This window comes from Parasphingorhabdus sp. (assembly GCF_039982415.1).
GTDB lineage: Bacteria > Pseudomonadota > Alphaproteobacteria > Sphingomonadales > Sphingomonadaceae > Parasphingorhabdus.
Genome location: NZ_JBDWYL010000007.1, coordinates 386,033 through 410,321, shown reverse-complemented (window position 1 = coordinate 410,321; position 24,289 = coordinate 386,033). Strand labels below are relative to the sequence as shown.

The following is a 24,289-nucleotide window of genomic DNA, read 5'->3' as shown; positions in this document are numbered from 1 at the left end:
GTGAGGCATAGGTCATGACCCACATTCCCCCTGACCCGCATGACCGATGCTCGGCTTTTTCGCCCTTCAGGACACGCTTGAATGCCATCCTGAAGGGCGGATTGCTCGGCTTGACTTGTCTTACCGCTTTTGTGCCCGTCGCAGCCGATGCAGAAGTCCGTATCGCGCGCGAATCTATTGGGGGTGATTATTATGTCGGGGTAATGACCTGGTGGGATATTCCTTTTCGATCCGTCATCCGCCAACGTTTCGATTTTAGCTGTGGTTCCGCCGCGATCGCCACATTGCTCACCTATCATTATGACCGCCCCACCAATGAGCGCATGCCGTTTAAAGCAATGTGGGATTTGGGTGACAAAAAAGCGATAAAAAAAGTGGGCTTTTCGATGCTTGATATGCGCAATTATCTCAGTGCAATCGGCTATCGCGCCGAAGGTTTCAAGCTCACACCAGATCAACTGGCGCAAGTCAAACGTCCGGTCATTGTCTTGTTGGACCTTGATGGTTTCAAACATTTTGTGGTCGTTAAAGGGCAGTCAAAAGATCAGGTGCTCGTGGGCGATTCCGTGCTCGGCCTTAAAAAATATCCGACCGAAGAATTTGCGAAATATTGGAATGGAATCGCGTTGGCCATTGTTGATGGTCCGATAAAAAGCCGACCAAAATATAATCTTGCTGGAGACTGGAACCGATGGTCAAGCGCCCCCACGGACCAGGTTTCTGCAACCGACGCTATTGGCAACTTAACCAATCACCTTCCCCCCTTGTACCAACTGTCGCCCGAATTTTTGCTCGACGTCAGAGTAGGTACGGTCAGATGAAAGATGAACCATGATTTATCGAAAAACTATTTCCGTAACGGTCGCGTGCATTATGTTTTCGAGTATGATGCTTGTCCCCCAAACCGCCAAAGCTGACCCCGTGGCGGCGGTTGGTCTGCCCGCACTTGTTCCAGACGAAGATCTGGACAAGTTGCGCGGCGGCTTTGTTGTCGAAGGATTGGGCGTGAATTTTGGCGCCGATATCCGAACATATGTGAATGGCGAGCTGTTGCTCCAAACCGTGTTAAATTGGAGCGGCGAAGGAGCGGAAACGGTACAAACGGCCGCCGCCGGATTGAGCCCTGTGGATATCTCCAGCCTGGAAAATGGCATGGTATCGACGGGTAATATTCGGATGAGAGTGGGTGAATCGCCGGTATATTTGATCAATAACGGTGAAACCGCTTTGGTCCACGAAACGCGCAATGGCGTGCAAAATATGCTGATCAATACGGCTAATGGCTTGGAAGCTGTGCAGCAAGTCGATGCTACATTGACCTTGTCCGGATATGGTCAATTTAGTTCCGATCTGATGGCCGATCGCATAGGCATGGCTTTGGATGATGTGGCAAGTCTAGGTGCCATCGGAGCATTGGGCGACTAGGCTTACTGGCTGAATAAGGACCGACGGCCAATCCCATCGGTTCAATACTTGGAACATCGCGAGGTTTGAGGGAAAGCTCGCGATGTTTCTTTGTTTTTGGCCGATCTTTCAATTTCCGACAAATAAACTTGCAGGCAAGAATTGGTAAAAATCAAGTTGACCAGCCTTTGTAACATGCGACGAAGTGTCTAACGGTAAAGAAATTTCCTATAAATTGCATTCGGTCAGCGCTAATGTTCCCTTAGTGCAACGCGGTTACGTGGCATGCTGGTTCAATATCAAAAGATATATTGAGACCTAGAGTTGGAGAGTTGAAAATTTGACTTTAGATGAAATTATCAAGATAAATCATTGCCATAGCCCGAGTGCGCTATGGAAATATATTCTGACAGTTGCTCGTAAATACGGCTTTCGTACCTCAATATATGTGTGCCCTCCGCCTCATAAGCGGCCAACCCATCCGAAGACTGTGATTCGATATAACGGTATATCGGATACGGACTTTCAAAAATTCGCCATCGAAGGTCTCGTCAAGCAGGGCCATATAACGACGCAAAACACATTGTTAAATGCCGATGCGTTTCGATGGACCGAAATTGGTGATTTGACCAAGCGCGCCCAAGCCTTTGAAAATCTCAAGAAAGATGCCAACAGCGCTCATATTGATGAAGGTTGGATCTTTCCTTTGTTTGGACCTCAATCGCGCAATGGATTGGCTTCTTATGGTCGACCACGGCATCCAGCATTAATGACCGATGCGATTGGCGCACAATTTCGAGTTTTTGCGCAAATGGCACATTTGCGGCTCTGCCAGTTGACTCCGGATCTCTATGGAATTGAAAAATCGCTGTCAAAGCGTGAAATGCAAATTGTTGGCTGGGCTGCCAAAGGAAAGTCAAACGCCGAAATTGGAACTATTTTAGGACTCTCGGAAAGTTCGATCGATAGCTATATGCGCCGGGCATTTGTTAAATTGGATGTGCATGATCGCACATCAGCATCGGTCAAAGCCATTAGTATGGATCTGGTGCGGACCTAACGCACCGTGGAAGGCGGATCAAAATTGTGGAGTGGTCGCTATACAGTTTTTGAGCCAGGCCGTCACTTCTTGTTTGGTCTTGTCCGTCGCCAAAAACTGGAATTTTTGTAAAGTATAACGGTTGCGATTTTCGAATATCGCGCCGGTTTCCAGAAGATAAGAAATACATCTCTTGGAGATTGCTGGTGGTTGGTTTTGGCGGTCCGATATTGCTGTAATGGTTGTTGCACGATCCAATGTCTCAGACCCGTAAATATCAAGCAAAATGTCCCAAATGGGATCCCCAAAACTTATGCCGCTAAAATAAGTTGAACGCAGCTTATTCTGTTTAGCAATGTGGTTTGCCAGACTTAAAATAACTTGCTCTAGATCTTGGCCCTCGTTTTGATTTGAATCAGTTTCCGCGTCTTTGCTAACATTCATCTTGCCCTCCACAGCAACTTGCGACCGCTGTTCTTGCCCGATGATAATTGGCTCTTTTCGTCGCCATGTATAGTCCCGAAACTACGTGACAAAATTAGCAAAACGAGTCCGCCTCTTTTGCTTAATGGCCAAGAACGCCGTCTTGCCAATCCAGAACGGTTAGATAATTGGCCAGGCGATTCTTTTCTAATTTTGCAATGAGCGGGTTGTCGTGGAAAGGCAGGAGCAAGTTACTCAAATCTTCGGCCCATGGTGCAGCGGCATCAAATATTATTCCTAGCCCAAAAACCGCTGGAATTTCAGCATAGGCCAAGGGCTGTCCATGGGCCTCTGCTTCGTTGATAAAATCTTCAACAGCGCTCTTCACTCCATTACGTTCACCGCCTTCATGAAGGGCCCAACCAAAATGTCCCATGCCTCGCATTCCTTGTTGGCGGAACAGACCCGATTGCCCAGGCTTCGCGCCACTCTTCATACAATAGTCGTGGCGAAATTCTTCGGGAATAGCTTCTGGCGCATAATACATATCGCGTCGTCCGGCCGGCCAACAGACATCGTGCAAAATCGCAAAAAGCGGCTTTTCATCTCGCTGGCAGGCCGCTGAAATGGCCTTTAGTTCATGATAAACGGTGAACCAGTTATGATCGCCATCGACCATCCAAAGATCGATATTGCTAAGGCTGGTAAAGGCTTCCAGACTGGGTTTGGCAATGTGCGAGACAGTATTCTGAGTGTCCAGCCATGCGAGAAATTCCGGTTTGGGATTGGGATCGATACTGAATAAACGCCCATTGTGAGACGCGGCATGTTTGGCAAGAATAGTCGTCATTCCGCCATATTCTGCGCCGATTTCAGCAATATTGGACACATTGGCGATATCCATCGCATTGGTAATTATGTCCGAGAATTCGGACATCGAGTGTATCAACAGATCCATGATTAGGCGACTTTCTTCAATTTGGCGTGATGGGCTTCACTCAGGATTGTGGGCCGAAACACGAGACTCAGCATCAGGGGTTTTGCCGTGGTGATGGAGGGCGGTGGAACGAACATAAACGCATCTTCGCGGGCACAACGATAGAGGCCGGGGGCATTTTCGGTCATGCCTTCAAATATCGGATGCGCCGCGATGCTATCATCATCGATTTTCTTACGCATCGAGTTTTCTACATCCAGAAAATTCACTTCTTCCACTTGCAACCATTCACAAATCTGGCCCAGCATAATGGCGATGTTAAACTGCCCAGTCCCTGCAGGAATGAGGGCTTGGTAATATCCGTCGCTCGTGGGGTGCGCTTGGATCCCAACTTGCACATTTTCGGATTGATCAGCGAGCATGACCGGAATGGTGATGGATCCGCTTTGGAAGTCCTTTTGCCGCAAATCCAAGGCGAACCGATTGCCGGTGAAAAGCGGCAATAATGCCTCCATACCGCGCTGTTTCATTTCTCCTGGTAAGTAGATTCGGCTTACATTTTTGATGTAAAACAAACCGCGCCGCCGCATATTTTGTCCGGCGGTTTCGTTGTCGATAAATTTCAGCATATCTTTGGTGCCGAGATTCACATCATGATGGAAATTCTCAAAAATTCCAATTTCGCGGTCAACCGGTAGGAACAATAGTCGCGACAAACTCGCTGCAGCCATTTGACGGGCGCAATCCTTGTCCCAAGAGGCGGGAATGGTGGCCCAGCCGCAGCCCATTTGATCGATATAAGAGAGACAAGCAGATTGCGCATGGTCGCGCTCTTCGCTTTGTTTTCCTTTGATATCGGCTGTATCGCGTTTGGGCTCGCCGGTTTCACTGTAGCCCAAAACCGATCCATTGGATTGGGTGCACAGCTGTTCGAGTACCGCAATTGATTCACATAAGGCGTTGAGTGCGCTGGTGTCATAATGGCTGCTATCAATCAGACCCTTTTTATCGAGACCGGTAATCATCAATTCGCGGAGCAAGAGATAGCGGCCGGATATCTGCAAATCCATCTCAGCGTTGAGCACTGGTTCGATTACATTTTGAACCGAGCCATTATATCCCAGATCGACAAAGACTACATTGTCCCCCTGTTCGACGCCATTGGCTTTGAGATGGGCGATAAGAGAGGATCTGAATTTTTGTGAGCGCGCAATGATTTTGGACAGATTTTTATGCTTCAATATTTCGCGGATAAATGTTTCAGGTTTTTTTATTCCGGCCAGTTTGGGAATTTCATTTTTGAAGAAGAGCAATTGCCGACAATAGGCAGCCTGACGCTGGCTCGAATAAGCATCTTTCTTATTGGCTGTCGCTTCGGCAGTGAGAAATGCCGTGACCGATTCTTTGTCGACAAAGCTGGCCGCATTGGCGGTAAAGCGGCTCAATTCTACCATGCTTACGTGATCACTCCATTCGGGATAGGCTTTGACAAAGGCCTTGGCCGGTAAAAAACCATCGCGCAGCAAGAAGAGTAATTTGGGTTTGCGCATTGCGGCTGTTTCGATTTTTTGGGCTTCGTCGGCAATCCAGCGAGAGAAACCTTGGAAGATGGGTCCGAGAACATCATGGCCAAATTGAAATGTTGCATCATCATTTTGGCGCAGGGAAATTTGCGCGCGATGGGGTTGTAAAGAAGGGGATTTTTTGCGGGTATCTTTTTCAATAATCGTGGCTGCAATTGCCTCCAGCCGCAGGCGCTCTTCTGTTTCATCGTCAAATTGTTCGAAATGAATGCCTTGGATTCCAAGTTTTTGGGGGGCTTTAAAATCGGCTTCTAGATTGTCTCCGAGATGCAGTATTTTCTCTGGAGCAATATCGAGATCTTTAAGCACGGGGGCAAAGAGGCCAGCGGCTTTGCCCATGCCATATTCGCAGGAACAAAATATCTGGTCGATTTTATCAGCAATAGAAGCACCTGCGGCACTGCTGATTAAACTTCGCAGCAAGGGTTCGGGCAAATAAGTATCCGAGACGATGATAACGCGTAATCCCCGCTCTTTCGCTTTTTCGATTAATGTGACGACGGGTTGAAAGGCGAAACAATGGCGGGCTTCCGCGGCCATTTCTTGTTCGACGCAATGTACGATTGCACTCTCTTGAGATTGGCGAAACATTTTCTGATATATTTCGGTAATGGTAACGTCGCTGCGTTTGGGATCGAGGATCAATGCCTTGCGCGCGCGTTTCTCGGCAAGAACCCGCATTTCCATTCCGCAATTGGCAATGTCGAGATCGTGAAACACATCGGTTGGCCGGTTGACGTTGCGCCAGATTAAAGTGTCGAAGCAGTCGAGAGACAATATTTCGACATTATCATCCATCGTCTCGAACAATGTGTCGATTTCCCATGCGGCAACCTTGGTTTTCATGCGTCTCAATCCTTATTTCTGGCAACGCTAGCTTGCGCATAGCCAGCCCGTTTCCCGACGAAGCACGCGTGCGGTTGCGTTGTTTATGGACAGAAAGAGCAAGGCGCGTGCCAGTTCCCTCAATTCGGGCTTGTTTGATCAAAGAGGGCAATTTTTGGCTTTTTTTCTTTGTTTAAAGGCCGATGATGGACGAACAGCGGCAAAATTTTGCCATATCCGGAAAAAATTTGCCGCCGCGCCGCGCATCAAAATGGGCTTATCTCGCCGTTTTTATCGGGCCGGGATCAAGATTAAAATCGCAAGGGTATGCGAGCCACAATGCTCACATCTGGGGCATCTTCCGTCACCCCAAATTGGAAACCGAGATTAAGCGATTGTTTTTGGCTAAGACGGTAAGACATTCCAAAATTGAGTGACCCAACCTGAATATCATTGCTTTCTTGCAACGTGTCACCGAGCTGGGTTTTGGTTGAGAATATGTAATTATGGCGATAGCCGAGCGAAAAAGAAAAGCGCGGGTTCAGGGCAAATCCAAAACCAACGCTAGCGTTAATGGCATCGCCCGGATCAACTTTTCCGACAAATACATCGCCAATGACACGGTCGATATTGCGTTCGATATTCCATAAATATCCCGTTCCGCCATAGATAACTACTGGATCGGAAGGCAGGAGGAAACTGATACTGGGTTGCACGCCCCAAAATCCGGATCCGGTGGCAAGCCCGGTAGCAACGCCAAATTCGTCAAACGGGATTTCGAAAGGACTAGTGCCGGTATCGGTCTTGACGCGCAGACCTGCCACCCAAATTGGATTTTGCGGCTTGGGCCGGTTCAGCTGATAGCGCAATGAGATCTCAGCGTCGCCTATCCCGGTTTCTTCCAACCCAATTTCCCGTGTGATCTGTTCGTCTCGCTGTTGGACAACTTGAATGCGGTCTTTTCGAAATAGCAACGGAACGCGGCCTTCAATTTCCAGTCTGTTGGTCAAGCCGTAGCGCATCGCAAAAGTCCCGATCACGGTGTCGCGATCCGCGTCACTGGCTTCAATAGCACCCACTTGAATGCCCGGGATCAATTCAATGCCTCTAAAAACCAGGCGATTGGTGGACGAACGGGTATATTCAATAGATGGATCCAGCACAAACTGACCTTGTGGGGTCAGGACGCCTTGACCTTCCGGCACGGCTTCAACCTTCTGTTCGATATTATTGGCCGCAGGCGGTGCTTCTCCCACCGGACCTTCCGGCAAAGTGAGTTCGTCATCAGCGGTGCTGCCGACTTGTGTCGCGGCGGTTTCGATCTGACTGCGCTGGATGCCCGTACCGCGCAACTGGGCTAACATCGAGGCTGTTTCTATCGGAGCCGCCGCGCGGACCAATTGATTATGCAGTTCGAGTTGCTTGATCTTGTCATTTTGCGACTGGATGAGCGCATTTTGATTGGCAATAAGCTGCTTCTGCTCGGAGAGTTCGGCTTGAATAGCTTGCAAGGCCACGCTGATTTTGCCCGTCTCTTGCACGGCGATTACAGGAGTTTGGGGTGATGGCACTGGCGGTGACTGGACGGGTTCGGGCGACAGTTTTGCCGAATTTTGGCTTTCCCTATGCTCTGGTGTTGCGGCCCGCACGACCGGTGATTGAACGACCCGTAATCGCGCAATGATCCGCGCCGTCTCGGCTTCTGCATCTTCTGCGGTCATGGGTTCAGCCGAGCGGGTTGCATCTTTTTCTGAAGGTTCAGTGGTTGCCGACCAAGCCGTCTTACTCGTGAGGATGGTGAGGGGGATCGCCGCAAGAACGGCAACACTGTGAAAAATAGAGGTGGTCATAAAATTCTCCCGACATGCTCGTGCATGTGAATTTAGGCGGCGGAAAGCTCGCCAAGACAAAGCTCCGCGGGCGGCTGGATATCGGCTCCTGGTTGGGCCGTTAGGCTTTCCTGATATTCGCCGGCAAGACGGCACAATCCGGCATTATCCCGGATGATAACGGAATCTCGTCCGTTAATTGTAATGAGCCCGCGGCGAGCCAATTCCGTAAATGTTCGGCTGACAGTGTGGACCGTCAAGCCAAGAAAATCGGCAATATCGCTGCGCGTCATCGGCACGCAGATATCGGGGTCATCATTGGCTTGTTGTTTTAAGCAGAGCAGAAATGCTGCGAGTTTCTCGGCCGCGGTCCGGTGACCCATGATGAATAAATAGCGCTGGGCCGTCGACATGGCCCGGAATAAGATTGACACGGCTTCATCCAATTGCGGTTTCGGCGTGGAATCTTGCGTGATATCGCCGACGCGAAAGCATCGTACAGTCACATCGGTTACCGCTTCGGCGGCGGTTCCATATGTTCCATAATCCGCGCCAAAAATATCGCCGCTAAAGAAAAAGCCGGTCAGGTGCCGATTGCCATCCATATGAAAGCGGCAGGTCCGCACGGTGCCCTGGACAACTTCATACCAGCGGCTGGCCTTTTGGCCTTCGTCGAAAATTAATTGTCCCGCGCGGAAGTGTAATGTGGTTGAGCGCAGGTTTGTGTGAAGCTCCTGCATCATGGCAGGTGCGGTGATTAGCGATTGCATCCGTGCTGTCTCCTCTAAGACCTCAGCACGACCCTTTTTGTTTCTTTCCGTGCATCAAATCCCAGAATTTATGCACGGCCTCAGATGCGACCTTTTGTTGTTTTGTGGGGATTATTTAGGCTATCGCGAGCCAAACCGTCTATCCGATGAATCTCCTGTTTCGAATGGCAAGCGATTCTGCTTGCTGCATTTTACTAGGTAATTTTACCGGTAGAATCCGCTCTCTTTGTAAATTACTGTAAATTCAAACGGTTGGGATGTACGTTTTTATCCTATCGGGTTTTTGTGTTATGAGAGTAAAAGAAAGATGATTGCGGGGCACTAAAGTTTCCGCAATGTCGATTTTGCGATGATTTGTTGGGGAGGGAACCACCAACACTTTTGTCGGGCGATCTTGTTTGACCGCCAATGGCGCATGCAATGCTGATGTTCAGTGCTTTATTGCCTGTGACCCTGTGACCGATACAAATGGGGGCATTTGTTTTTCGGCAAACTTGTTGGTTTGTTGAATATTGAAAAAGGTAAGCCCCGTGATGTTACAGCAGAAGAGTTTGACCAGTGGTCCAGTGCTCACGCTGAGAGAGCATGAGATCTTGGAATTTATTGCCCAGGGCTTGTCGACCAAGGAAGTTGCCCAACATATAGACATCGCGCCACGGACAGTGGATCGCCATGTTGAAAATGTGCGCTTAAAATTAAGGGCCAAAAACCGCACCCATATGGTGGCTTGTGCAGTCATGGAAGGCTTGTTGAACGTGAAGTCTGGTTTTGATGACAAAACCAATGGCAGCGCTTTTGCTCAAATAGGCGGCGCTGAACAGGAAGACTGACCCGGTTTGGTCAGAAGTCCCAGTTTTGCAAAATGGGATCTCGTTCCTTTTTGTGAAATTCCGAATTGTTGTTTGCCCCTATACTGCTGTAGGCAATAGGGCATGCTCTTGGACTTCAAAGATATATTGCAGCCTGAACTGACCGAGCTCAATCGGTTGCCGGCGCGCGCATCCTTCTCATCTTTTGCCTCAACTGATGCGGCATTGACCGATGAAGCGCAACCAAGCTGGCGTCTTTCATTAGACGGAAAATGGCAATTTCAATTGATCGATAGTCCGTCCGATGCGCCGTCCGATTGGGCGGAATCCGCTTTCAAGGATGATGAATGGCGGTCGATTGTGGTACCAGGAAGCTGGACCCGACAAAATAGCGGAGACCGTCCGCAATATACAAATGTGCAAATGCCCTTTGCCTGCCGGGAAGCACCTCAAGTCCCGGAAGAAAATCCCACCGGACTATATCGCACGACGTTTACTTGCCCGCCCGGCTGGGAAGACCGTGAAACTATTCTCCACTTAGGTGGTTTTGAAAGCGTTGCTCTGGTTTGGTGCAATGGTAAATTTGTAGGAATGGGGAAGGACTCTCGCTTGCCCAGCGAATTTAATCTCACTCCCTATTTGACCGGAAACGTGAACAACCTCGCGGTCATGGTTATAAAATGGTCGGATGCCACTTGGATTGAAGATCAGGATCATTGGTATCATGGCGGTTTACACCGGTCTGTATATGTCGAGTCTCGCGGCCGCACTCATATTGCTGATATGCAAATTGTTGCGGACTTTGATGCGTCAAATGGCACAGGCCACTTGCAGCAATGTGTCATGGTAAATGGTGCATCCAAGGGCTGGACAGCGCGGGCTCAACTGCTGGCGCCCGATGGTCAAGTCGCGGCTGATCTAGCCGATATGCCGATCGCACAATTTCCCGATGGCAGCGTGTTTGATCAATTTACGGCGGCCTATAGTTTCGTCGACAATCGATCGGTTTTGGCAACAAACATTGCCGATTGTCAGCCATGGTCTTCAGAAGACCCCGTGCTTTATCAGTTGGTGACAGAATTGGTCGATGACCAAGGCAAAATCGTTGAAGTCACCAAAAATCGTGTCGGTTTTCGCAGAATTGAAATCAAAAACAGACAGTTGCTGATTAACGACAAACCGATCGTAATCATCGGGGTGAATCGCCATGATCACCATCCTGAAACGGGTAAGACCTCGACCATTGAAGAAATGCGCGAAGAATTGTTGTTAATGCGCCGGTATAATATCAACGCAATTCGGACAGCTCACTATCCCAATGATCATCGCCTGCTGGATCTCTGTGACGAATTGGGCCTCTATGTTATCGACGAGGCGAATGTCGAATGCCATGCCCGCTGGCAAGCTGTATCCAACGATCCGCGCTATCAAAAGGCGATTATCGAACGGGTGATGCGCATGGTTTTCCGCGATAGGAACCATAGCAGTGTGATTGGGTGGTCGTTAGGCAATGAAGCGGGGCTTGGACCAGCCCACGACGCAGCCGCGGCGCTTGTTCGCCGGATCGATGACAGTCGTATCTTACATTATGAAGGCGCGATATTTCATCGCTTTCAAACGCTCATGGGGGATCCAACCGAAACGTCGCGTAGAGCCCCGGACATGCGGGAGCGCATGACGACAGATCTCATTTGTCCCATGTACCCATCGATAGATTTCATTGTCGGTTGGGCGCGCTGGGCCGAGGAATCTCAACTGGATGACCGGCCAATGATTTTGTGCGAATTTTCGCATGCCATGGGAAATTCCAATGGGTCTCTTGTTGACTATGTCGATGCATTTTTCGCTGAACCAGCCTTGGGCGGCGGGTTTGTTTGGGAATGGCGCGATCACGGTTTTGCGGAAACGGATGACCAAGGCCGGTTCTACTGGGCCTATGGCGGGCATTTCGATGACAGCCCAAATGATGTGAATTTTTGTTGTGATGGCATGGTTGGACCAGATTTGTTGCCGCACCCGGGATTGCGCGAATATCAATGGGCTGCGCGGCCGATCAAGGGAGAATGGCTCGGCAAAAGGCAGGTACGGTTTGAAAATCGCCGAGCCTTCAAACCGAGCAACGATTTGGAGCTTCAATGGATGCTGCAAAAAAACGGCGAAGATGTTGAGAATGGAACCCTGTTTCCACATATTGCAGCCGGCGATTCTGTTGTGCTTACCATCGATTTCCAAAGTGAAATTGACGAGGCTAGTGAATGGCATTTGTTGACGCGCTGGGTGTTGAAAAAAGCCTTGCCCTGGGCCGACGCCGGATATGCGGTGGGATGGGATCAATTTCCCTTGAACGTGCCAGCAGCATCTGTTCCCGTCCCGGCGGAAAGGCAGTGCGGACAACAGGTTACGGATGAGGTCTCAATCGGCCCATTTGCTGTGACATTTGATGAAGCGGGCCAGATTCAATCACTGGACGTCCATGGCAGCCGGATTGTCGAAGGCGATATTACCGCCACATTATGGCGCGCGCCGATGGATAATGACGGAGGAAAAATTGGCTGGCGAGAAGAGCGGCCCAGCAAACGTATGGAATGGGTCAATCATGGCCTGGACCGATTGACGGTAGATTCCAATCCTGCGCAAGTCTCCGTAGAAAATGACCAAGTTTCGCTCTATTTTGAACGGCATTTAATCGGTACCAACCAAGAACAAGCTGTCCACAAAAGTTGGTGGATTTTGAACGCGGAAAAGGCCGAAGTTCATGAGGAAATCTCTATTCCAGAGGCTTGGACTGATCTTCCCAGAATTGGGATTTGCTTTGTCGCGCCCTCCCAATGGGAGCAATTAAGCTGGTTCGGCTTGGGGCCAGATGAATCCTATCCAGACCGCACCGGCGCCCAGATTGTCCGGCAATGGTCGTCAACGGTGACGGATCAATATCATCCTTATGTGTTACCACAAGAACATGGCGCACATGAGCAAACGCGCTTTTTTCGGCTCCAAAATGAATCCGGACAAGGGTTTGAAATTCACATGCCTGGTTTGAGCTTCTCTGCGCGCCATCATCATGATGCTGACATCAGCAAAGCCACAACCATTGCCGATGTAAAACGGCGAAATGAAATCGAGGTTCATATCGATGCCGCGATGCGCGGCGTTGGAACCGGCGCCTGTGGTCCCGATGCCTTGCCAGCCTATCGGGTCGGTCCGGGCCGTTACAAATTTCACTGGATGATCAAGCCAGTTTAACCGATCGAGATTTTTAGGAGAATAACGGAAATGACAGCAAATATTGATGGTATGACCTCCACTCAGTTTGAAAGCGTCAAGGATGAATTCGCCCGAAATTTTGCCGAACGGGGAGAAGTGGGTGCGTCGGTTTGTATCAGCGTTAACGGAGAAAAAGTGGTCGATCTCTGGGGTGGTATTGCTGATCCTGCCACGAACAGCCCCTGGGAAGAAGATACTATTTCCATTGTCTTTTCCTGTACAAAGGCGGCAACCGCTTTATGCGCTCACATATTGATTGACCGGGGATTGCTTGAGCTCCACGCGCCGGTTTCTGAATATTGGCCAGAATTTGCGAAAAACGGCAAAGAAAATACCACCGTACAAATGATGCTCAATCACGAAAGCGCTGTTCCGGCCCTGCGTGAACCGGTTAAACCGGGAGGGTTTTTGGACTGGGACTATATGATCAAGCGCCTTGAAGACGAAGAGGCGTTCTGGGAGCCTGGAACACGCAATGGCTATCATATGGTCAATTTTGGTTGGACCGTTGGCGAATTGGTGCGGCGCGTTTCCGGCAAATCCCTCGGCCAGTTTTTTCAAGATGAAGTCGCTGTGCCGCTAAATGCGGATTTCTGGATCGGATTGCCGGAAAACATAACCCATCCAATTGCGCCGATCATAGTGGCAACACCCGATCCCCAAGCAGAGTTAAGCCCGTTTACAAAGAAGCTGCTCACCGATCCGAATTCTATTCAAGCCTTGTCTTTTTTAAATAATGGCGGCTGGAATCAAAATGATCCGCAGGCTCATAAGGCAGAAATAGGGGGGGCAGGTGGTCTCTCCAATGCCCGTGGTCAAGTGGCCATGTATGAGCCATTGGCTCTTGGGGGCTCGCATAATGGTGTCCAATTGGTCTCCCCGGAACGATTGGCTGCGATGGCGCAAGTGTCCACTGCCACCCAAGTTGACGCCACATTGCTTGCACCCACGCGATTTGCTTCTGGATTCATGAAATCCATGGATAATCGCGCCTATCCGGGCGGGGATCAAATGTCAGCGGTGCTTGGTCCTGCCGCATTTGGTCATGTCGGCGCTGGCGGATCGATTGGCTTCGCAGATCCCGATCATGGTCTCGCCTTTAGCTATACGATGAATCAGATGGGCATGGGCTTGTTGCTCAATGATCGCGGACAAAGCTTGATTGATGAAACATACCGAATTTTGCGCGCAGCCGGTTAAGCGCGCTTGTCGGTTGGTGAACCCAAACATATGTGAGACGTGATGCTTCCAACTTGCGGTAACGTGCCAAGCACATCGGCATGAAAGGCTTTATAGGCCTCAAGATCGGCCACTTCGACGCGCAGGAGATATTCCACTGATCCGGTAATATTGTGGCATTCTCTGACTTCGGGCGCATTTGCTATGGCGCGTTCAAAAGCTTGCGCATCTTTTTTCAAATGCTCCGATAAGCCGACCATGACAAATATGATTATTGCTGCGCCGCGCGCGCTGGGATTGATCACCGCACGATATCCCGAAATTAGCCCGGACCGTTCGAGTTCTTGGACGCGGCGCAAGCAGGCTGATGCCGATAGCCCTACGGTTTTGGCAAGATCAATATTGCTGATTCGACCGTCATTTTCCAATGCGTGCAATATATTGCGATTAATCATATCCATATTCGTCATAAATTGTGTAACTAGGTTATAAATGAGTAATTAAGCAAGCACATTGCGACCATATTCGCTTAATATTGTGTTCTATTATCACGATGGAGCAAGAATATGGCAGCCTTTGACATTGAAGATTATGATGTTTCAGCCGAGCGCGGGTTTTTGTCATCATTTGACCCAGATCGAACACCGTTGCCCTCCGCACTACAGCCGGTGCGCGAAATGGCCATGGCTTTGCCTCAAATATTGGTCTCCGGAAATGTCCGTAAACCATTGCAGTCAATGGCCAGTTTTGATCTCACTGATTTTTGTACTTCGGCTAGCCTAGCGGAACGGCGGATAGCGATGGTTCATTACTCTTTTCTCGTGCAATCTTATGTTTGGGGAGAGGTTGATGCACCGCAGTCTCTTCCCGAAAGCTTAGCCAAACCGATTTGGCAATTAGGTGCCTCGATCGGCCAACCTCCTTTACTCACCTATTCAAGCTATGTCCTCGATAATTGGGGGCGGATTGATGAATCGGGTTCGATAGATTTGGCCAATAGCTATATGATTCAACCGTTTTTGGGCGGTCAGGATGAAGCCTGGTTTGTTTTGATCCATGTGGCCATTGAAGCGCGCGCGGGAGAAATGCTGGCCTCCATCCCGGAACTGGTGGAAGCTTGTAGCAATGAAGATGTCGCAACCTTAGAAACTGGCTTGGCGGCGATGACTGCGGTTTGGGATGATATGAATGAGATATTCGGCCGCATGCCGGAACGTTGCGATCCCCATATTTATTTTCACCGGGTTCGGCCGTGGATTCACGGTTGGAAGGATAATCCTGCCCTGGCTGGGGGAATTGTCTATGAAGGGGTTGAGGAGACTGAAGGAAAGCCACAATCCTTTCGCGGGCAGACCGGGTCGCAATCGTCTATCGTGCCGGCAATGGATGCGTTTTTGGGCGTTGACCATGCCGGCGATCCGTTGCGGGCCTATCTCGATCAGCTCCATATTTATCGCCCACCGGAGCATCGGAAATTTATTGATGATATTCGCGCGAACAGCATCTTGCGGACCTTTTTGCAAAAGGCAGAAAATCGCCACCTGAATGCGCTTTACAATGATTGCATTGACAATTTAACGCGGTTTCGAACCCGGCACCTGGAATATGCGGCGAGCTATATTAACAAGCAATCGAAAGGCGGAGCCGGAAACACATCGGATGTCGGTACGGGCGGCACGCCGTTTATGAAATATCTCAAAAAGCATCGCGATGAAGCGGCTGCGCACAGGCTTTAAACTGGCCAAGTAAAGTCCAAAACGGTCTCTCCCGTAGGGTGTCCGGTTGGATCAAAGCGTCTTTCCACCGCACGACCTCGACCCTCATTGTCAATCGCAACCACCGTGCTGCACCGCGTGCCATAGATGGAGCTGCGAATAAAAATACCGGAATTTTGTGGTTCTTGCTCGGATGGATCCTGGGATTCAAATAGGCTTGACGGAGCAAAACTTGTTTCGTCTCGCAAGGGCATGAGCAAGGCCGACGGGTCTTTAGCATCATGCTGGATCCAGTCGGCCAAAACGCTGTTTAAATGCCAGGTTTTTGGCCAAGGATTGTCGAGTGGGCCATTTGAAAGACCGTGGATTCCCGGTGCCAATGGCTTGCTTCCCACACCCGGTTGATTGGAGTGAATTGTCGCTTCTCCAGCGGAAACAGAAATCAGATTGAACGGATTAAACGTAGAAAAATCAACCGTGTCTAGGTCTGAATAGCGGCCTTCTCCGGACAAAAAATCCTTAAGCAAATCCCCCCGCGAAGCGCGATGAGGATCAGGCGCCTCGCCGCTGCTGAGGTTGGTGACGACTGCCAATCGGCCTTGCTCTGAAACGCCAAGCCATGTTCCGCCGGCTTGGCTGTCGCGGCCTGCCAAAAGATGCGAAGGTTGATCCCAGCGCGAAAGCGCTTCTGCTGGCCGCGCATGCATTTCATCGCGGTTGCCGATAGCAATCAATGCCCATTGCGGATGCGCTTGCCATGCAAATGAAACGATACACATGCGGGCGTTATTGCTGAAAATATCTGTATTGGCGACTGTATTCTGAATTGAAATATGGCCGAATATGGCGCCATTCTTTTATTATCAGCATAGGGGGATGCGGATACGGCTTAACAGCGGTATCGGTTTGATAGACAGATGCGCTAACAGATAGGATAATGGCAAGGCCGCCCACTCGCGTTAAAAGGCAAGATATGAACTATCCACTACTATTAGAACCGCTCGATCTGGGCTTCACCACTATTAAAAATCGCTCAATCATGGGCTCCATGCATACGGGTTTGGAGGAAATGGATGGCGGTTTCGAACGCATGGCCGCCTATTTTGCCGAACGGGCCGCCAACAATATCGGAATGATCATTACCGGTGGGATCGCGCCAAACGAAGAATCCTCCAGTGGCGGTGCAATGATGTCGAGTGACGAGGAGGCGGCCAAACATAAATTGGTCACCGATGCTGTCCATGGTGCCGATCCAGATGTGAAAATCTGCATGCAGATTCTCCATCCCGGACCCTTGGCCTATAGCAAAGATGCGGTTGCTCCATCGGCAGTCAAATCCAGAATTGCACCTTTTGTTCCTAAGGAACTCGACAAGCAAGGCATTCAAAAGCAAATTGACGACCATGTGAAATGCGCGGTCATGGCGCAGAAAGCTGGTTATGATGGTGCCGAGATTATTGGTTCGGCCGGCTATCTTATTTCCACTTTTTTGGTGGAAAAGACAAATTTGCGTGAAGATGAATATGGCGGTTCCTATGAAAATCGGATGCGGTTCGCATTGGAAATTGTTGAGCAAACACGGGCCGCGGTTGGCGAAGATTTCATTCTTATTTTCCGAATCGCCGCTATGGATATGCTCGAAGGCGGCATGAGCTGGGAAGAGATTATCTCTCTCGGTAAAGCACTGGAAAAAGCCGGTGTAACGATTATTTCCACCCATTTTACTTGGCATGAAAGCGCGGTTCCGACCATTGCAACCATGGTGCCAAGAGCAGCGTTCACTTCGGTCACTGGAAGATTGCGCAAAGAAGTGAATGTGCCGGTGATTACATCGAACCGCATCAACATGCCCGATGTCGCTGAAGAGGTTCTTTCTCGCGGCGATGCGGATCTGGTTTCGATGGCCCGTCCGCTATTGGCTGACAGTGCGTTCATGCGCAAAACGGTGGAAGGGCGAGAAGATGAAATCAACACCTGCATTGCTTGCAACCAAGCCTGTTTGGACCATACTTTTTCCGGCAAGCTCACAACGTGTTTGGTCAATCCGCGCGCTTGTCATGAGACGATCTTAAACTATGAACCCACTGAAACTGTTAAGGAAATAGCTGTTGTTGGTGCAGGGCCTGCCGGCCTGGCTTATGCAACCGTTGCGGCAGAACGCGGCCATCGTGTCACCCTGTTCGAGGCATCGGGTGAAATTGGTGGTCAGTTTAACTTGGCCAAAACCATTCCCGGCAAAGAGGAATTTTACGAAACAATCCGCTATTATAATCGGATGATAGAAGTGCACGGGATTGATCTGCGTTTGAATGAGAGAGCCGATGCCGCGATGCTCAAAGCCCAAGGCTTTGACCATGTGATTGTTTCTACCGGTATTAAACCCCGCACGCCCGATATTGACGGTATTGGGCATGACAAAGTGGTCAGCTATATTGACGTGATAACGGGCAAAAAGCCTGTTGGGCAGAAAGTGGCGATTATTGGGGCTGGCGGGATTGGTTTTGACGTGTGCGAACTGATCAGTCATTCCGGTCCGTCCGGAGCCGTGGATCGGGATGTCTTTGCAGCCGAATGGGGCGTGGATTTTGAAAATCATCCCCGCGGGGGCGTCACCGGAGTAGAACCGAAAGTAGCCAAATCTGATCGCGATATCATGTTGATGCAGCGCAAAGACTCGCGTGTTGGCAAAGGGTTAGGGAAAACCACGGGTTGGACTCATCGATTGACCCTGGCTCGCCGCGGTGTCGGCATGATGAATGGCGTAGAATATGTAAAAATTGACGATGATGGACTGCATATTTTGCAAAATGATCAACCCCAGCTGATTGAAGCCGATACGATCATCATTTGCGCGGGACAGGATCCGTTGCGGGACCTTTATGATGAATTGATAGCGCAGCAGGTGTCCGCTGAGTTGGTTGGCGGGGCTTATGAAGCGATGGAATTGGATGCCAAAGCTGCGATTAATCAAGCCAGCTATATGGCCGCGGAAGTCTAGTCTCTTCGCAAATTCTTTTCAGCTTCACACGGCAATTGAACCATTGCAAAGCCAGAGCAGGCCGCTAGGCCTAGGGGAGTCGGCGCCATTTAACGGTGCTATTTGATAGCGGAAGCGGGCGAAGCGATGACAGGCGCGATATGAAAGCGGTAATTGCAGGTGGCGGAATTGGTGGACTAACCGCCGCTCTGTGTTTCCACAAATTTGGCTGGGATGTTGAATTGTGTGAACAAGCCGCCGAGATCCGTGAAATTGGAGCCGGCATTCAAATTAGTCCCAATGGCATGCAAGTCTTGCGGGCATTGGAGTTGGACCAGCAAATAGAAGCTATTGGCTTTCGTCCTCGTGCTTCGCAGTTGCGCATGGGAAAATCGGGGCGACCGATTGTCACCGCATCAACCCAAGCCTATGAGGCGCGCTTTGGCGCTCCTTATCTGCATATCTATCGACCTGATCTTATTTCTGTTTTGAAAGATGTGGTTCTTGATCGATTGCCGCAAGCGATTAAAACCGGAGTCGCCGTCACGGGATACGGCCAAAATGATCGTGAAGCCTGGTTGACGCTAGATAATGGTTTAAAGTGCAATGGCGATATTATTGTCGGAGCAGATGGAATCCGATCGACGATCCGCGCGCAAATGATCGGACAGGACAAGCCAGATTTTACCGGCAATACGGCGTGGCGCGCGGTTGTTCCGGTTAGCAAATTGGGGCGGAACTGCCCTTTGCCTGTGTCGAGCATTTGGCTGGGTGAAGGCAAACATGCTGTCACATATTTGTTGCGCGGTGGTCAGCTGGCCAATTTTGTCGGTGTTGTCGAGCGTGATGATTGGAAAAACGAACGCTGGACCGAACGTGGCGATAAAGCGGATGCGCTAGCGGATTTTGCGGGCTGGCATCCAGTGGTTACGACATTGCTCGAACAGGCTGACGAGCATTATCGCTGGGCTTTGTTTGACCGCGCACCGCTTGATCAGTGGGCCGAGGGCCGGGCAGTGCTTCTTGGCGATGCCTGTCATCCGATGCTCCCGTTCATGGCGCAAGGCGCGGCACAGGCAATTGAAGACGGCTATGTTCTGGCGCGAAATTTGGCAGAACAAAACGATCATAAAAATGCCTTAGATCGCTATTTTGCATTGCGTCAGAAACGAACCGCGAAAATTCAAGCGGCCGCGCGCGCAAACATGTCCATATTTCATCAACGTTCCAGTGCCGGAAAGCTCACAACTTTTGGACCGATGTGGTTAGCGGATAAGTTCAAACCAGATATTGCCGATGATCGGTTGGATTGGGTCTATGGTTTCGATGTGACTGCGGAGTAATTTTCATATTTGTGGCCATAATGGGTTCGGGCGCAGCTTCTTAAAAATCATTGACCAAAATCAAATCATTCAGACCGGGGACATAATCACGATGGTAGGTGCGGCGACTAGTAGATCGGGTGCTGTTCGGCGCCGGGCTTCGTGGGAAAGGTAATGAGATGTTTCTATCCAAGAAGGCGGCCGTTTTAGTAGCCGTTTTTCTCCTACCGATCTTCTTCTCCAGCCCCCTGGAAGCAGCGGAAGATATTAAGGATACACCGGAAAGATTTTCTGTGCTGATCACCTATGGTGAAGATGCATGTCCTGAGGCCACAAGTGATGATGAAATTGTTGTTTGTGCCCAGCGACCGGAAACCGAAAGATACCGCATTCCCAAAGAGTTACGTGAAGCGGAAAAAGATGCAGTTGTCTCGCACAGTTGGACATCTACCGTCGCTTTGCATGATCAGATAAACCGTGCGGATCGACCAAACGGCTGTTCTGTCAACGGTTCCAACGGTTTTACGGGTTGTCAATCGGCCTTTATCCGCCGATGGTTTGAAGAACGGCGTGAAATTGAGGATTAACATCTCGTTTGTCCGATACGCGGCTATCGATTGAATAGACAACCCCTCATCACTTCTCATCAGACTAGCTGGCGATTGAAGCAGTTGTCGGCGCGATGCCCTATCGATAAGACAGGCAAAAATGGAGATGCATATGTCCGATCTACACGAAGACTATAGCGCGGCTGGCTTCGGCGGCGAGATTGGATTTGGCGATCGCCCTGCGGTTATACTGATTGATGCTGCGAAAGCTTATATTGAACCAGACGCGCCATTATATGTTGGATCCGAAGATGCCTTTCAAGCGATGATAGCTTTGGCCAAAACCGCGCGAGACAATAATGTTCCGGTTATTTTTACGCGCGTGGAATTTATGCCTGGCGGCGCCGATGGCGGGCTATTTTATCAAAAGGTGCAGGCATTGTCGCTGTTCCAAACCGGGCAGCCCTTGGCTGATTTTGATGATCGTCTGCAGCCGCTCGAGAATGAGATTATTGTTACCAAACAATATCCCAGCGCTTTTTTCGGCACCAGCCTGGCATCAACACTAAATGCCATGCGCGTGGATAGCTGTTTGCTTGCTGGTTTTTCGACTTCAGGATGCGTTCGAGCGTCCACTCTCGATGCCTTGCAATATGGTTTTAGGCCAATTGTTGTGACCGACGCTTGCGGTGATCGCGATCCACAAGTCCAGTCCGCAAATCTGTTTGATTTGGAACAAAAATATGCTGACCTGAAAAATTTGTCTGAGGTGGAGGCCTATTTGACTGCGTTGACCAGAAGTTAAGCTTCGCGCGCGACTTCCCGCCAACCAATATCACGGCGGCAAAAACCGCTTTCAAAATCGATCTGATCTACGGAATCATAGGCCTTGCTTTGCGCCTGCGTGGTATTGTTGCCCAAGGCCGTTACATTGAGCACCCGGCCGCCATTAGCAACTAGTTTGCCGTCTTTTTCGGCTGTGCCGGCGTGGAAAATTTTGGTACCAGCACGTTCGGCACGGGCCAGGTTTTGGATCTTGCCCCCTTTTTGAGGTGTGCCGGGATAGCCGGTTGCGGCCATCACCACGGTTAGAGCCGTTTGTGGGCTAAATTCCGGAACGCTGCTTTGGCCAAGTTCCCCTTTGGCCGTCGCCATCATGATCGCTGCCAAATCCGATTGGAGCCGCATCATTAAAACCTGGCATTCAGGGTCGCCGAACCGGGCATTATATTCAATCAATTGCGGACCCGTGTCCGTGAGCATCAAGCCTGCGAATAAAACACCGCTATAAGGCATTTCTTCCTCGGCCAGACGATCTACAGTGGGCTGTATGATCTCTTCCATGACCTGCTGTTGCAGCGCGGCGGTTAAGACCGGAGCAGGGCTATAAGCGCCCATGCCCCCGGTGTTAGGACCAACATCACCTTCTCCAACGCGCTTATGGTCCTGCGCGGTTCCAAAGGGAATTACATTTTTCCCGTCGGTAATGGCGAAGAAACTGGCTTCTTCCCCTTCCAAAAATTCTTCTATTACGACTTCTGCTCCCGCTGCTCCAAATTCGCCATCAAACATCATCGCGATAGCATCTTCGGCTTGCGCTTGTGTTTCAGCAATAATCACACCTTTGCCAGCTGCGAGCCCATCCGCTTTGATGACCACTGGAATGGAAAATTTTTCCAGCGCTGCCAGGGCCTCCTCCTGATTGGTTGTGCGGACATAACCGGCAGTGGGGATATTGGCTCGGGCACATAAGTCTTTTGTAAAACCCTTGGAGCCTTCCAGTTGCGCTGGCATTTTTTCGGGACCAAAAACCCTAATTCCTGCTGCTTTGAGACTATCGGCCAAGCCATCAACAAGCGGTGCTTCGGGGCCGACTACCGCCAGATCGATATGATTGCGCGTGCAAAACTGGATTATGCTACCATGGTCCAATGGATCCAATTTCACACATTGCGCGTGCTGAGCAATACCGGGATTGCCAGGACTGGCGAAAAATTTCTGTAGTGACGGGGATTGCGCGAGCTTCCATGCCAAGGCATGTTCACGGCCACCAGACCCGAGCAACAGGATATTCATGAACGATTCCCTCTCTTTAGACGCGAAGCTGTTAGCGGAGAGCGGCGCTGGCGACAATGCTGCTCCGCTATCCGTCTCAGAAATATCTGGATCCTTGAAGCGTGTTGTTGAAGATCGCTTTGGTTATGTGCGCATCCGAGGCGAAATTTCTGGATATAAGCGGGCGGCCTCCGGTCATGTTTATCTGGCTTTGAAAGACGATAAAGCCGTGCTGGATGGAGTGATGTGGAAAGGCAATGCTGGTCGCTTGCCCTTTCAGCCCGAAGATGGTGTCGAAGTTGTAGTCTCAGGCAAGCTGACCACATATCCGGGACGGTCCAAATATCAAGTTGTGATTGATAAAATGGAATTGGCCGGTGAAGGCGCGTTGATGCAGCTTTTTGAAAAGCTGAAAGCCAAATTGCAGGGTGAAGGTCTGTTCGATCAAGAACGAAAACGAACCATTCCTTTTTTACCCAAGACAATTGGCGTGGTCACATCGCCAACCGGGTCGGTAATTCGAGATATATTGCATCGGCTGGCCGATCGCTGTCCTAGCCATGTTTTGGTTTGGCCGGTTCTGGTTCAAGGAGAGGGAGCAGCGCGTCAAATTGCGTCTGCCATCAACGGTTTTTCTGCAATCGGGGAGGGTGACGGGCATAGCCGACCGGATCTCGTCATTGTGGCACGCGGTGGCGGTTCGATTGAGGATTTGTGGAGCTTTAATGAAGAAGAGGTTGTGCGGGCCGTCGCTAATTCTAAGATACCCGTAATTTCCGCAGTCGGGCATGAAACTGACACGACATTGTGCGATTTTGCTGCTGATCTAAGAGCACCAACCCCGACGGCCGCCGCTGAAATGGCCGTTCCTGTGCGCGCGGAGTGGCTTGCATCCTTAAGTGAGAGCAAAGCCAGAATGGCACGATCTGTTCAGCGCGGTCTGGGGACAGCACAAGAGCGGTTGGAAGCACAGCGACGCCTGATGCCCGCGCTTGCTGACCTATTGCGCCCGCATCAACAGCGAGTTGATGAGCTGTCCGATGGGATGAAATACGCCATGGGGCAAAATGTTGCGCAAGCACGATCCCGTTTTTCTGCTTCGGAAGGCGCCATGCGTCCCGCGATTTTGCGGCAACAATTGGAAGCGGCAACCAGTCGGTTGGACCGGGTCGGGTTGCATAGCCATTTGATAAAACGGCCATTGGATGATGCCCGGCAACGTTTAGATAGTCTGTGGCGTCTTGCGCAGCAAATATCGCCTGACGGACCTTTGAAGAGAGGATATGCGAGAATCTCGACGTGCGATGGTGATCTGGTGGGAGGACGAGAAGCAGCGGCGATAGCGGGTGCTGTTCATCTGCATTTTCACGATGGAACAATCGGTGCCCAGATTACCGAACAACCGCTCGCAGCTCCGCAACCCACATCCGGAGGGAAAGCCCAATCGGGCGCCAAATCGATCGAGCGCCAACCCAAAGCCAAAGCACGCCGCACACCAAAACCGGCAGATGACAGGCAGCAGGATTTGTTCTAGGCGATTTTTTGTTATAAATATCAAAAGAAACTCGCCGTAAATTGTGGGTAAATGATCATGAGAGTAAGGTTTTTCC

Annotated in this window: 20 protein-coding genes; 12 read left to right on the top strand and 8 right to left on the bottom strand. The window is 50.3% G+C overall.

Features of this window, described 5'->3' with window-relative positions:
* Positions 1-14: 14 nt before the first annotated feature.
* The 3 genes from ABJU74_RS11780 to ABJU74_RS11770 all read left to right on the top strand — a co-directional run bounded on the left by ABJU74_RS11780 (position 15) and on the right by ABJU74_RS11770 (position 2,464).
* Entirely contained in the window at positions 15-821 is an 807-nt protein-coding gene (locus tag ABJU74_RS11780; protein ID WP_348384410.1) for a C39 family peptidase, read from the top strand.
* A gap of 10 nt (positions 822-831) precedes the next feature.
* Positions 832-1,425 carry a hypothetical protein gene (locus ABJU74_RS11775; RefSeq protein WP_348384409.1) on the top strand — a complete coding sequence of 198 codons (594 nt, stop codon included), beginning with the start codon at positions 832-834 and terminating at the stop codon, positions 1,423-1,425.
* Between the two features lie 319 nt (positions 1,426-1,744).
* A complete protein-coding gene (locus tag ABJU74_RS11770) occupies positions 1,745-2,464 on the top strand; it encodes a LuxR C-terminal-related transcriptional regulator (RefSeq protein WP_348384408.1) in 720 nt (239 codons plus the stop codon).
* An 18-nt stretch (positions 2,465-2,482) separates the two neighbouring features.
* Here ABJU74_RS11770 and ABJU74_RS11765 read toward each other — a convergent pair whose 3' ends face one another.
* The 5 genes from ABJU74_RS11765 to ABJU74_RS11745 form a co-directional block, all read right to left on the bottom strand.
* Positions 2,483-2,887 carry a hypothetical protein gene (locus tag ABJU74_RS11765; protein WP_348384407.1) on the bottom strand — a complete coding sequence of 135 codons (405 nt, stop codon included), beginning with the start codon at positions 2,885-2,887 and terminating at the stop codon, positions 2,483-2,485.
* Positions 2,888-3,008: 121 nt separating this feature from the next.
* Positions 3,009-3,803 carry a class I SAM-dependent methyltransferase gene (locus ABJU74_RS11760; RefSeq protein WP_348384406.1) on the bottom strand — a complete coding sequence of 265 codons (795 nt, stop codon included), beginning with the start codon at positions 3,801-3,803 and terminating at the stop codon, positions 3,009-3,011.
* A gap of 23 nt (positions 3,804-3,826) precedes the next feature.
* On the bottom strand, positions 3,827-6,232 hold the full coding sequence (locus ABJU74_RS11755) for an HAD family hydrolase (RefSeq protein WP_348384405.1): 2,406 nt from the start codon (positions 6,230-6,232) through the stop codon (positions 3,827-3,829).
* Between the two features lie 290 nt (positions 6,233-6,522).
* Positions 6,523-8,061 carry a transporter gene (locus ABJU74_RS11750; protein ID WP_348384404.1) on the bottom strand — a complete coding sequence of 513 codons (1,539 nt, stop codon included), beginning with the start codon at positions 8,059-8,061 and terminating at the stop codon, positions 6,523-6,525.
* A gap of 32 nt (positions 8,062-8,093) precedes the next feature.
* Complete coding sequence (locus tag ABJU74_RS11745; RefSeq protein WP_348384403.1) at positions 8,094-8,810, bottom strand: helix-turn-helix domain-containing protein; 717 nt, start codon at positions 8,808-8,810, stop codon at positions 8,094-8,096.
* A gap of 533 nt (positions 8,811-9,343) precedes the next feature.
* Between ABJU74_RS11745 and ABJU74_RS11740 the strand changes: the two genes are divergently transcribed.
* The 3 genes from ABJU74_RS11740 (at position 9,344) to ABJU74_RS11730 (ending at position 14,083) form a co-directional block, all read left to right on the top strand.
* Positions 9,344-9,640 carry a helix-turn-helix transcriptional regulator gene (locus tag ABJU74_RS11740; protein WP_348384402.1) on the top strand — a complete coding sequence of 99 codons (297 nt, stop codon included), beginning with the start codon at positions 9,344-9,346 and terminating at the stop codon, positions 9,638-9,640.
* 102 nt (positions 9,641-9,742) lie between these two features.
* Positions 9,743-12,862: a glycoside hydrolase family 2 TIM barrel-domain containing protein gene (locus ABJU74_RS11735; RefSeq protein ID WP_348384401.1), complete on the top strand. Its 3,120-nt coding sequence runs from the start codon at positions 9,743-9,745 to the stop codon at positions 12,860-12,862.
* Between the two features lie 30 nt (positions 12,863-12,892).
* Complete coding sequence (locus tag ABJU74_RS11730) at positions 12,893-14,083, top strand: serine hydrolase domain-containing protein (RefSeq protein ID WP_348384400.1); 1,191 nt, start codon at positions 12,893-12,895, stop codon at positions 14,081-14,083.
* On the opposite strand, the gene ABJU74_RS11725 is transcribed toward ABJU74_RS11730, so the two are convergent.
* Positions 14,080-14,517 (bottom strand): Lrp/AsnC family transcriptional regulator, encoded by a 438-nt coding sequence (locus ABJU74_RS11725; protein ID WP_348422573.1) that lies wholly within the window; start codon positions 14,515-14,517, stop codon positions 14,080-14,082. The genes ABJU74_RS11730 and ABJU74_RS11725 overlap by 4 nt on opposite strands.
* Before the next feature lie 111 nt (positions 14,518-14,628).
* Between ABJU74_RS11725 and ABJU74_RS11720 the strand changes: the two genes are divergently transcribed.
* Complete coding sequence (locus ABJU74_RS11720; RefSeq protein ID WP_348384398.1) at positions 14,629-15,798, top strand: indoleamine 2,3-dioxygenase; 1,170 nt, start codon at positions 14,629-14,631, stop codon at positions 15,796-15,798.
* On the opposite strand, the gene ABJU74_RS11715 is transcribed toward ABJU74_RS11720, so the two are convergent.
* Complete coding sequence (locus ABJU74_RS11715) at positions 15,795-16,556, bottom strand: NRDE family protein (RefSeq protein ID WP_348384397.1); 762 nt, start codon at positions 16,554-16,556, stop codon at positions 15,795-15,797. The genes ABJU74_RS11720 and ABJU74_RS11715 overlap by 4 nt on opposite strands.
* Before the next feature lie 194 nt (positions 16,557-16,750).
* Here ABJU74_RS11715 and ABJU74_RS11710 point away from each other — a divergent pair, with 194 nt between their 5' ends.
* From ABJU74_RS11710 to ABJU74_RS11695, 4 genes are all read left to right on the top strand, one after another.
* Positions 16,751-18,775 (top strand): NADPH-dependent 2,4-dienoyl-CoA reductase, encoded by a 2,025-nt coding sequence (locus tag ABJU74_RS11710; protein ID WP_348384396.1) that lies wholly within the window; start codon positions 16,751-16,753, stop codon positions 18,773-18,775.
* Between the two features lie 140 nt (positions 18,776-18,915).
* Entirely contained in the window at positions 18,916-20,097 is a 1,182-nt protein-coding gene (locus ABJU74_RS11705; protein WP_348384395.1) for an FAD-dependent monooxygenase, read from the top strand.
* Between the two features lie 158 nt (positions 20,098-20,255).
* Positions 20,256-20,663 carry a hypothetical protein gene (locus tag ABJU74_RS11700; RefSeq protein ID WP_348384393.1) on the top strand — a complete coding sequence of 136 codons (408 nt, stop codon included), beginning with the start codon at positions 20,256-20,258 and terminating at the stop codon, positions 20,661-20,663.
* A gap of 133 nt (positions 20,664-20,796) precedes the next feature.
* On the top strand, positions 20,797-21,429 hold the full coding sequence (locus ABJU74_RS11695; protein ID WP_348384392.1) for an isochorismatase family protein: 633 nt from the start codon (positions 20,797-20,799) through the stop codon (positions 21,427-21,429).
* On the opposite strand, the gene purD is transcribed toward ABJU74_RS11695, so the two are convergent.
* Positions 21,426-22,700 (bottom strand): phosphoribosylamine--glycine ligase, encoded by a 1,275-nt coding sequence (purD, locus tag ABJU74_RS11690; RefSeq protein ID WP_348384391.1) that lies wholly within the window; start codon positions 22,698-22,700, stop codon positions 21,426-21,428. The two genes, ABJU74_RS11695 and purD, sit on opposite strands and share 4 nt — an antisense overlap.
* Between purD and xseA the strand changes: the two genes are divergently transcribed.
* Positions 22,699-24,213, top strand: coding sequence for an exodeoxyribonuclease VII large subunit (gene xseA, locus ABJU74_RS11685; RefSeq protein WP_348384390.1), 1,515 nt, complete (start codon positions 22,699-22,701; stop codon positions 24,211-24,213). The genes purD and xseA overlap by 2 nt on opposite strands.
* The last annotated feature ends 76 nt before the right edge of the window (positions 24,214-24,289 follow it).

What these genes read in the sequence shown, in the direction of transcription:
- ABJU74_RS11780 (WP_348384410.1), top strand. Translation starts at nt 15, where the DNA reads ATGACCCACATTCCCCCTGACCCGCATGACCGATGCTCGGCTTTTTCG.
- ABJU74_RS11775 (WP_348384409.1), top strand. Translation starts at nt 832, where the DNA reads ATGATTTATCGAAAAACTATTTCCGTAACGGTCGCGTGCATTATGTTT.
- ABJU74_RS11765 (WP_348384407.1), bottom strand. Translation starts at nt 2,887, where the DNA reads ATGAATGTTAGCAAAGACGCGGAAACTGATTCAAATCAAAACGAGGGC.
- ABJU74_RS11760 (WP_348384406.1), bottom strand. Translation starts at nt 3,803, where the DNA reads ATGTCCGAATTCTCGGACATAATTACCAATGCGATGGATATCGCCAAT.
- ABJU74_RS11755 (WP_348384405.1), bottom strand. Translation starts at nt 6,232, where the DNA reads ATGAAAACCAAGGTTGCCGCATGGGAAATCGACACATTGTTCGAGACG.
- ABJU74_RS11750 (WP_348384404.1), bottom strand. Translation starts at nt 8,061, where the DNA reads ATGACCACCTCTATTTTTCACAGTGTTGCCGTTCTTGCGGCGATCCCC.
- ABJU74_RS11745 (WP_348384403.1), bottom strand. Translation starts at nt 8,810, where the DNA reads ATGCAATCGCTAATCACCGCACCTGCCATGATGCAGGAGCTTCACACA.
- ABJU74_RS11740 (WP_348384402.1), top strand. Translation starts at nt 9,344, where the DNA reads ATGTTACAGCAGAAGAGTTTGACCAGTGGTCCAGTGCTCACGCTGAGA.
- ABJU74_RS11735 (WP_348384401.1), top strand. Translation starts at nt 9,743, where the DNA reads ATGCTCTTGGACTTCAAAGATATATTGCAGCCTGAACTGACCGAGCTC.
- ABJU74_RS11730 (WP_348384400.1), top strand. Translation starts at nt 12,893, where the DNA reads ATGACAGCAAATATTGATGGTATGACCTCCACTCAGTTTGAAAGCGTC.
- ABJU74_RS11725 (WP_348422573.1), bottom strand. Translation starts at nt 14,517, where the DNA reads ATGATTAATCGCAATATATTGCACGCATTGGAAAATGACGGTCGAATC.
- ABJU74_RS11720 (WP_348384398.1), top strand. Translation starts at nt 14,629, where the DNA reads ATGGCAGCCTTTGACATTGAAGATTATGATGTTTCAGCCGAGCGCGGG.
- ABJU74_RS11715 (WP_348384397.1), bottom strand. Translation starts at nt 16,556, where the DNA reads ATGTGTATCGTTTCATTTGCATGGCAAGCGCATCCGCAATGGGCATTG.
- ABJU74_RS11710 (WP_348384396.1), top strand. Translation starts at nt 16,751, where the DNA reads ATGAACTATCCACTACTATTAGAACCGCTCGATCTGGGCTTCACCACT.
- ABJU74_RS11705 (WP_348384395.1), top strand. Translation starts at nt 18,916, where the DNA reads ATGAAAGCGGTAATTGCAGGTGGCGGAATTGGTGGACTAACCGCCGCT.
- ABJU74_RS11700 (WP_348384393.1), top strand. Translation starts at nt 20,256, where the DNA reads ATGTTTCTATCCAAGAAGGCGGCCGTTTTAGTAGCCGTTTTTCTCCTA.
- ABJU74_RS11695 (WP_348384392.1), top strand. Translation starts at nt 20,797, where the DNA reads ATGTCCGATCTACACGAAGACTATAGCGCGGCTGGCTTCGGCGGCGAG.
- xseA (WP_348384390.1), top strand. Translation starts at nt 22,699, where the DNA reads ATGAACGATTCCCTCTCTTTAGACGCGAAGCTGTTAGCGGAGAGCGGC.
- purD (WP_348384391.1), bottom strand. Translation starts at nt 22,700, where the DNA reads ATGAATATCCTGTTGCTCGGGTCTGGTGGCCGTGAACATGCCTTGGCA.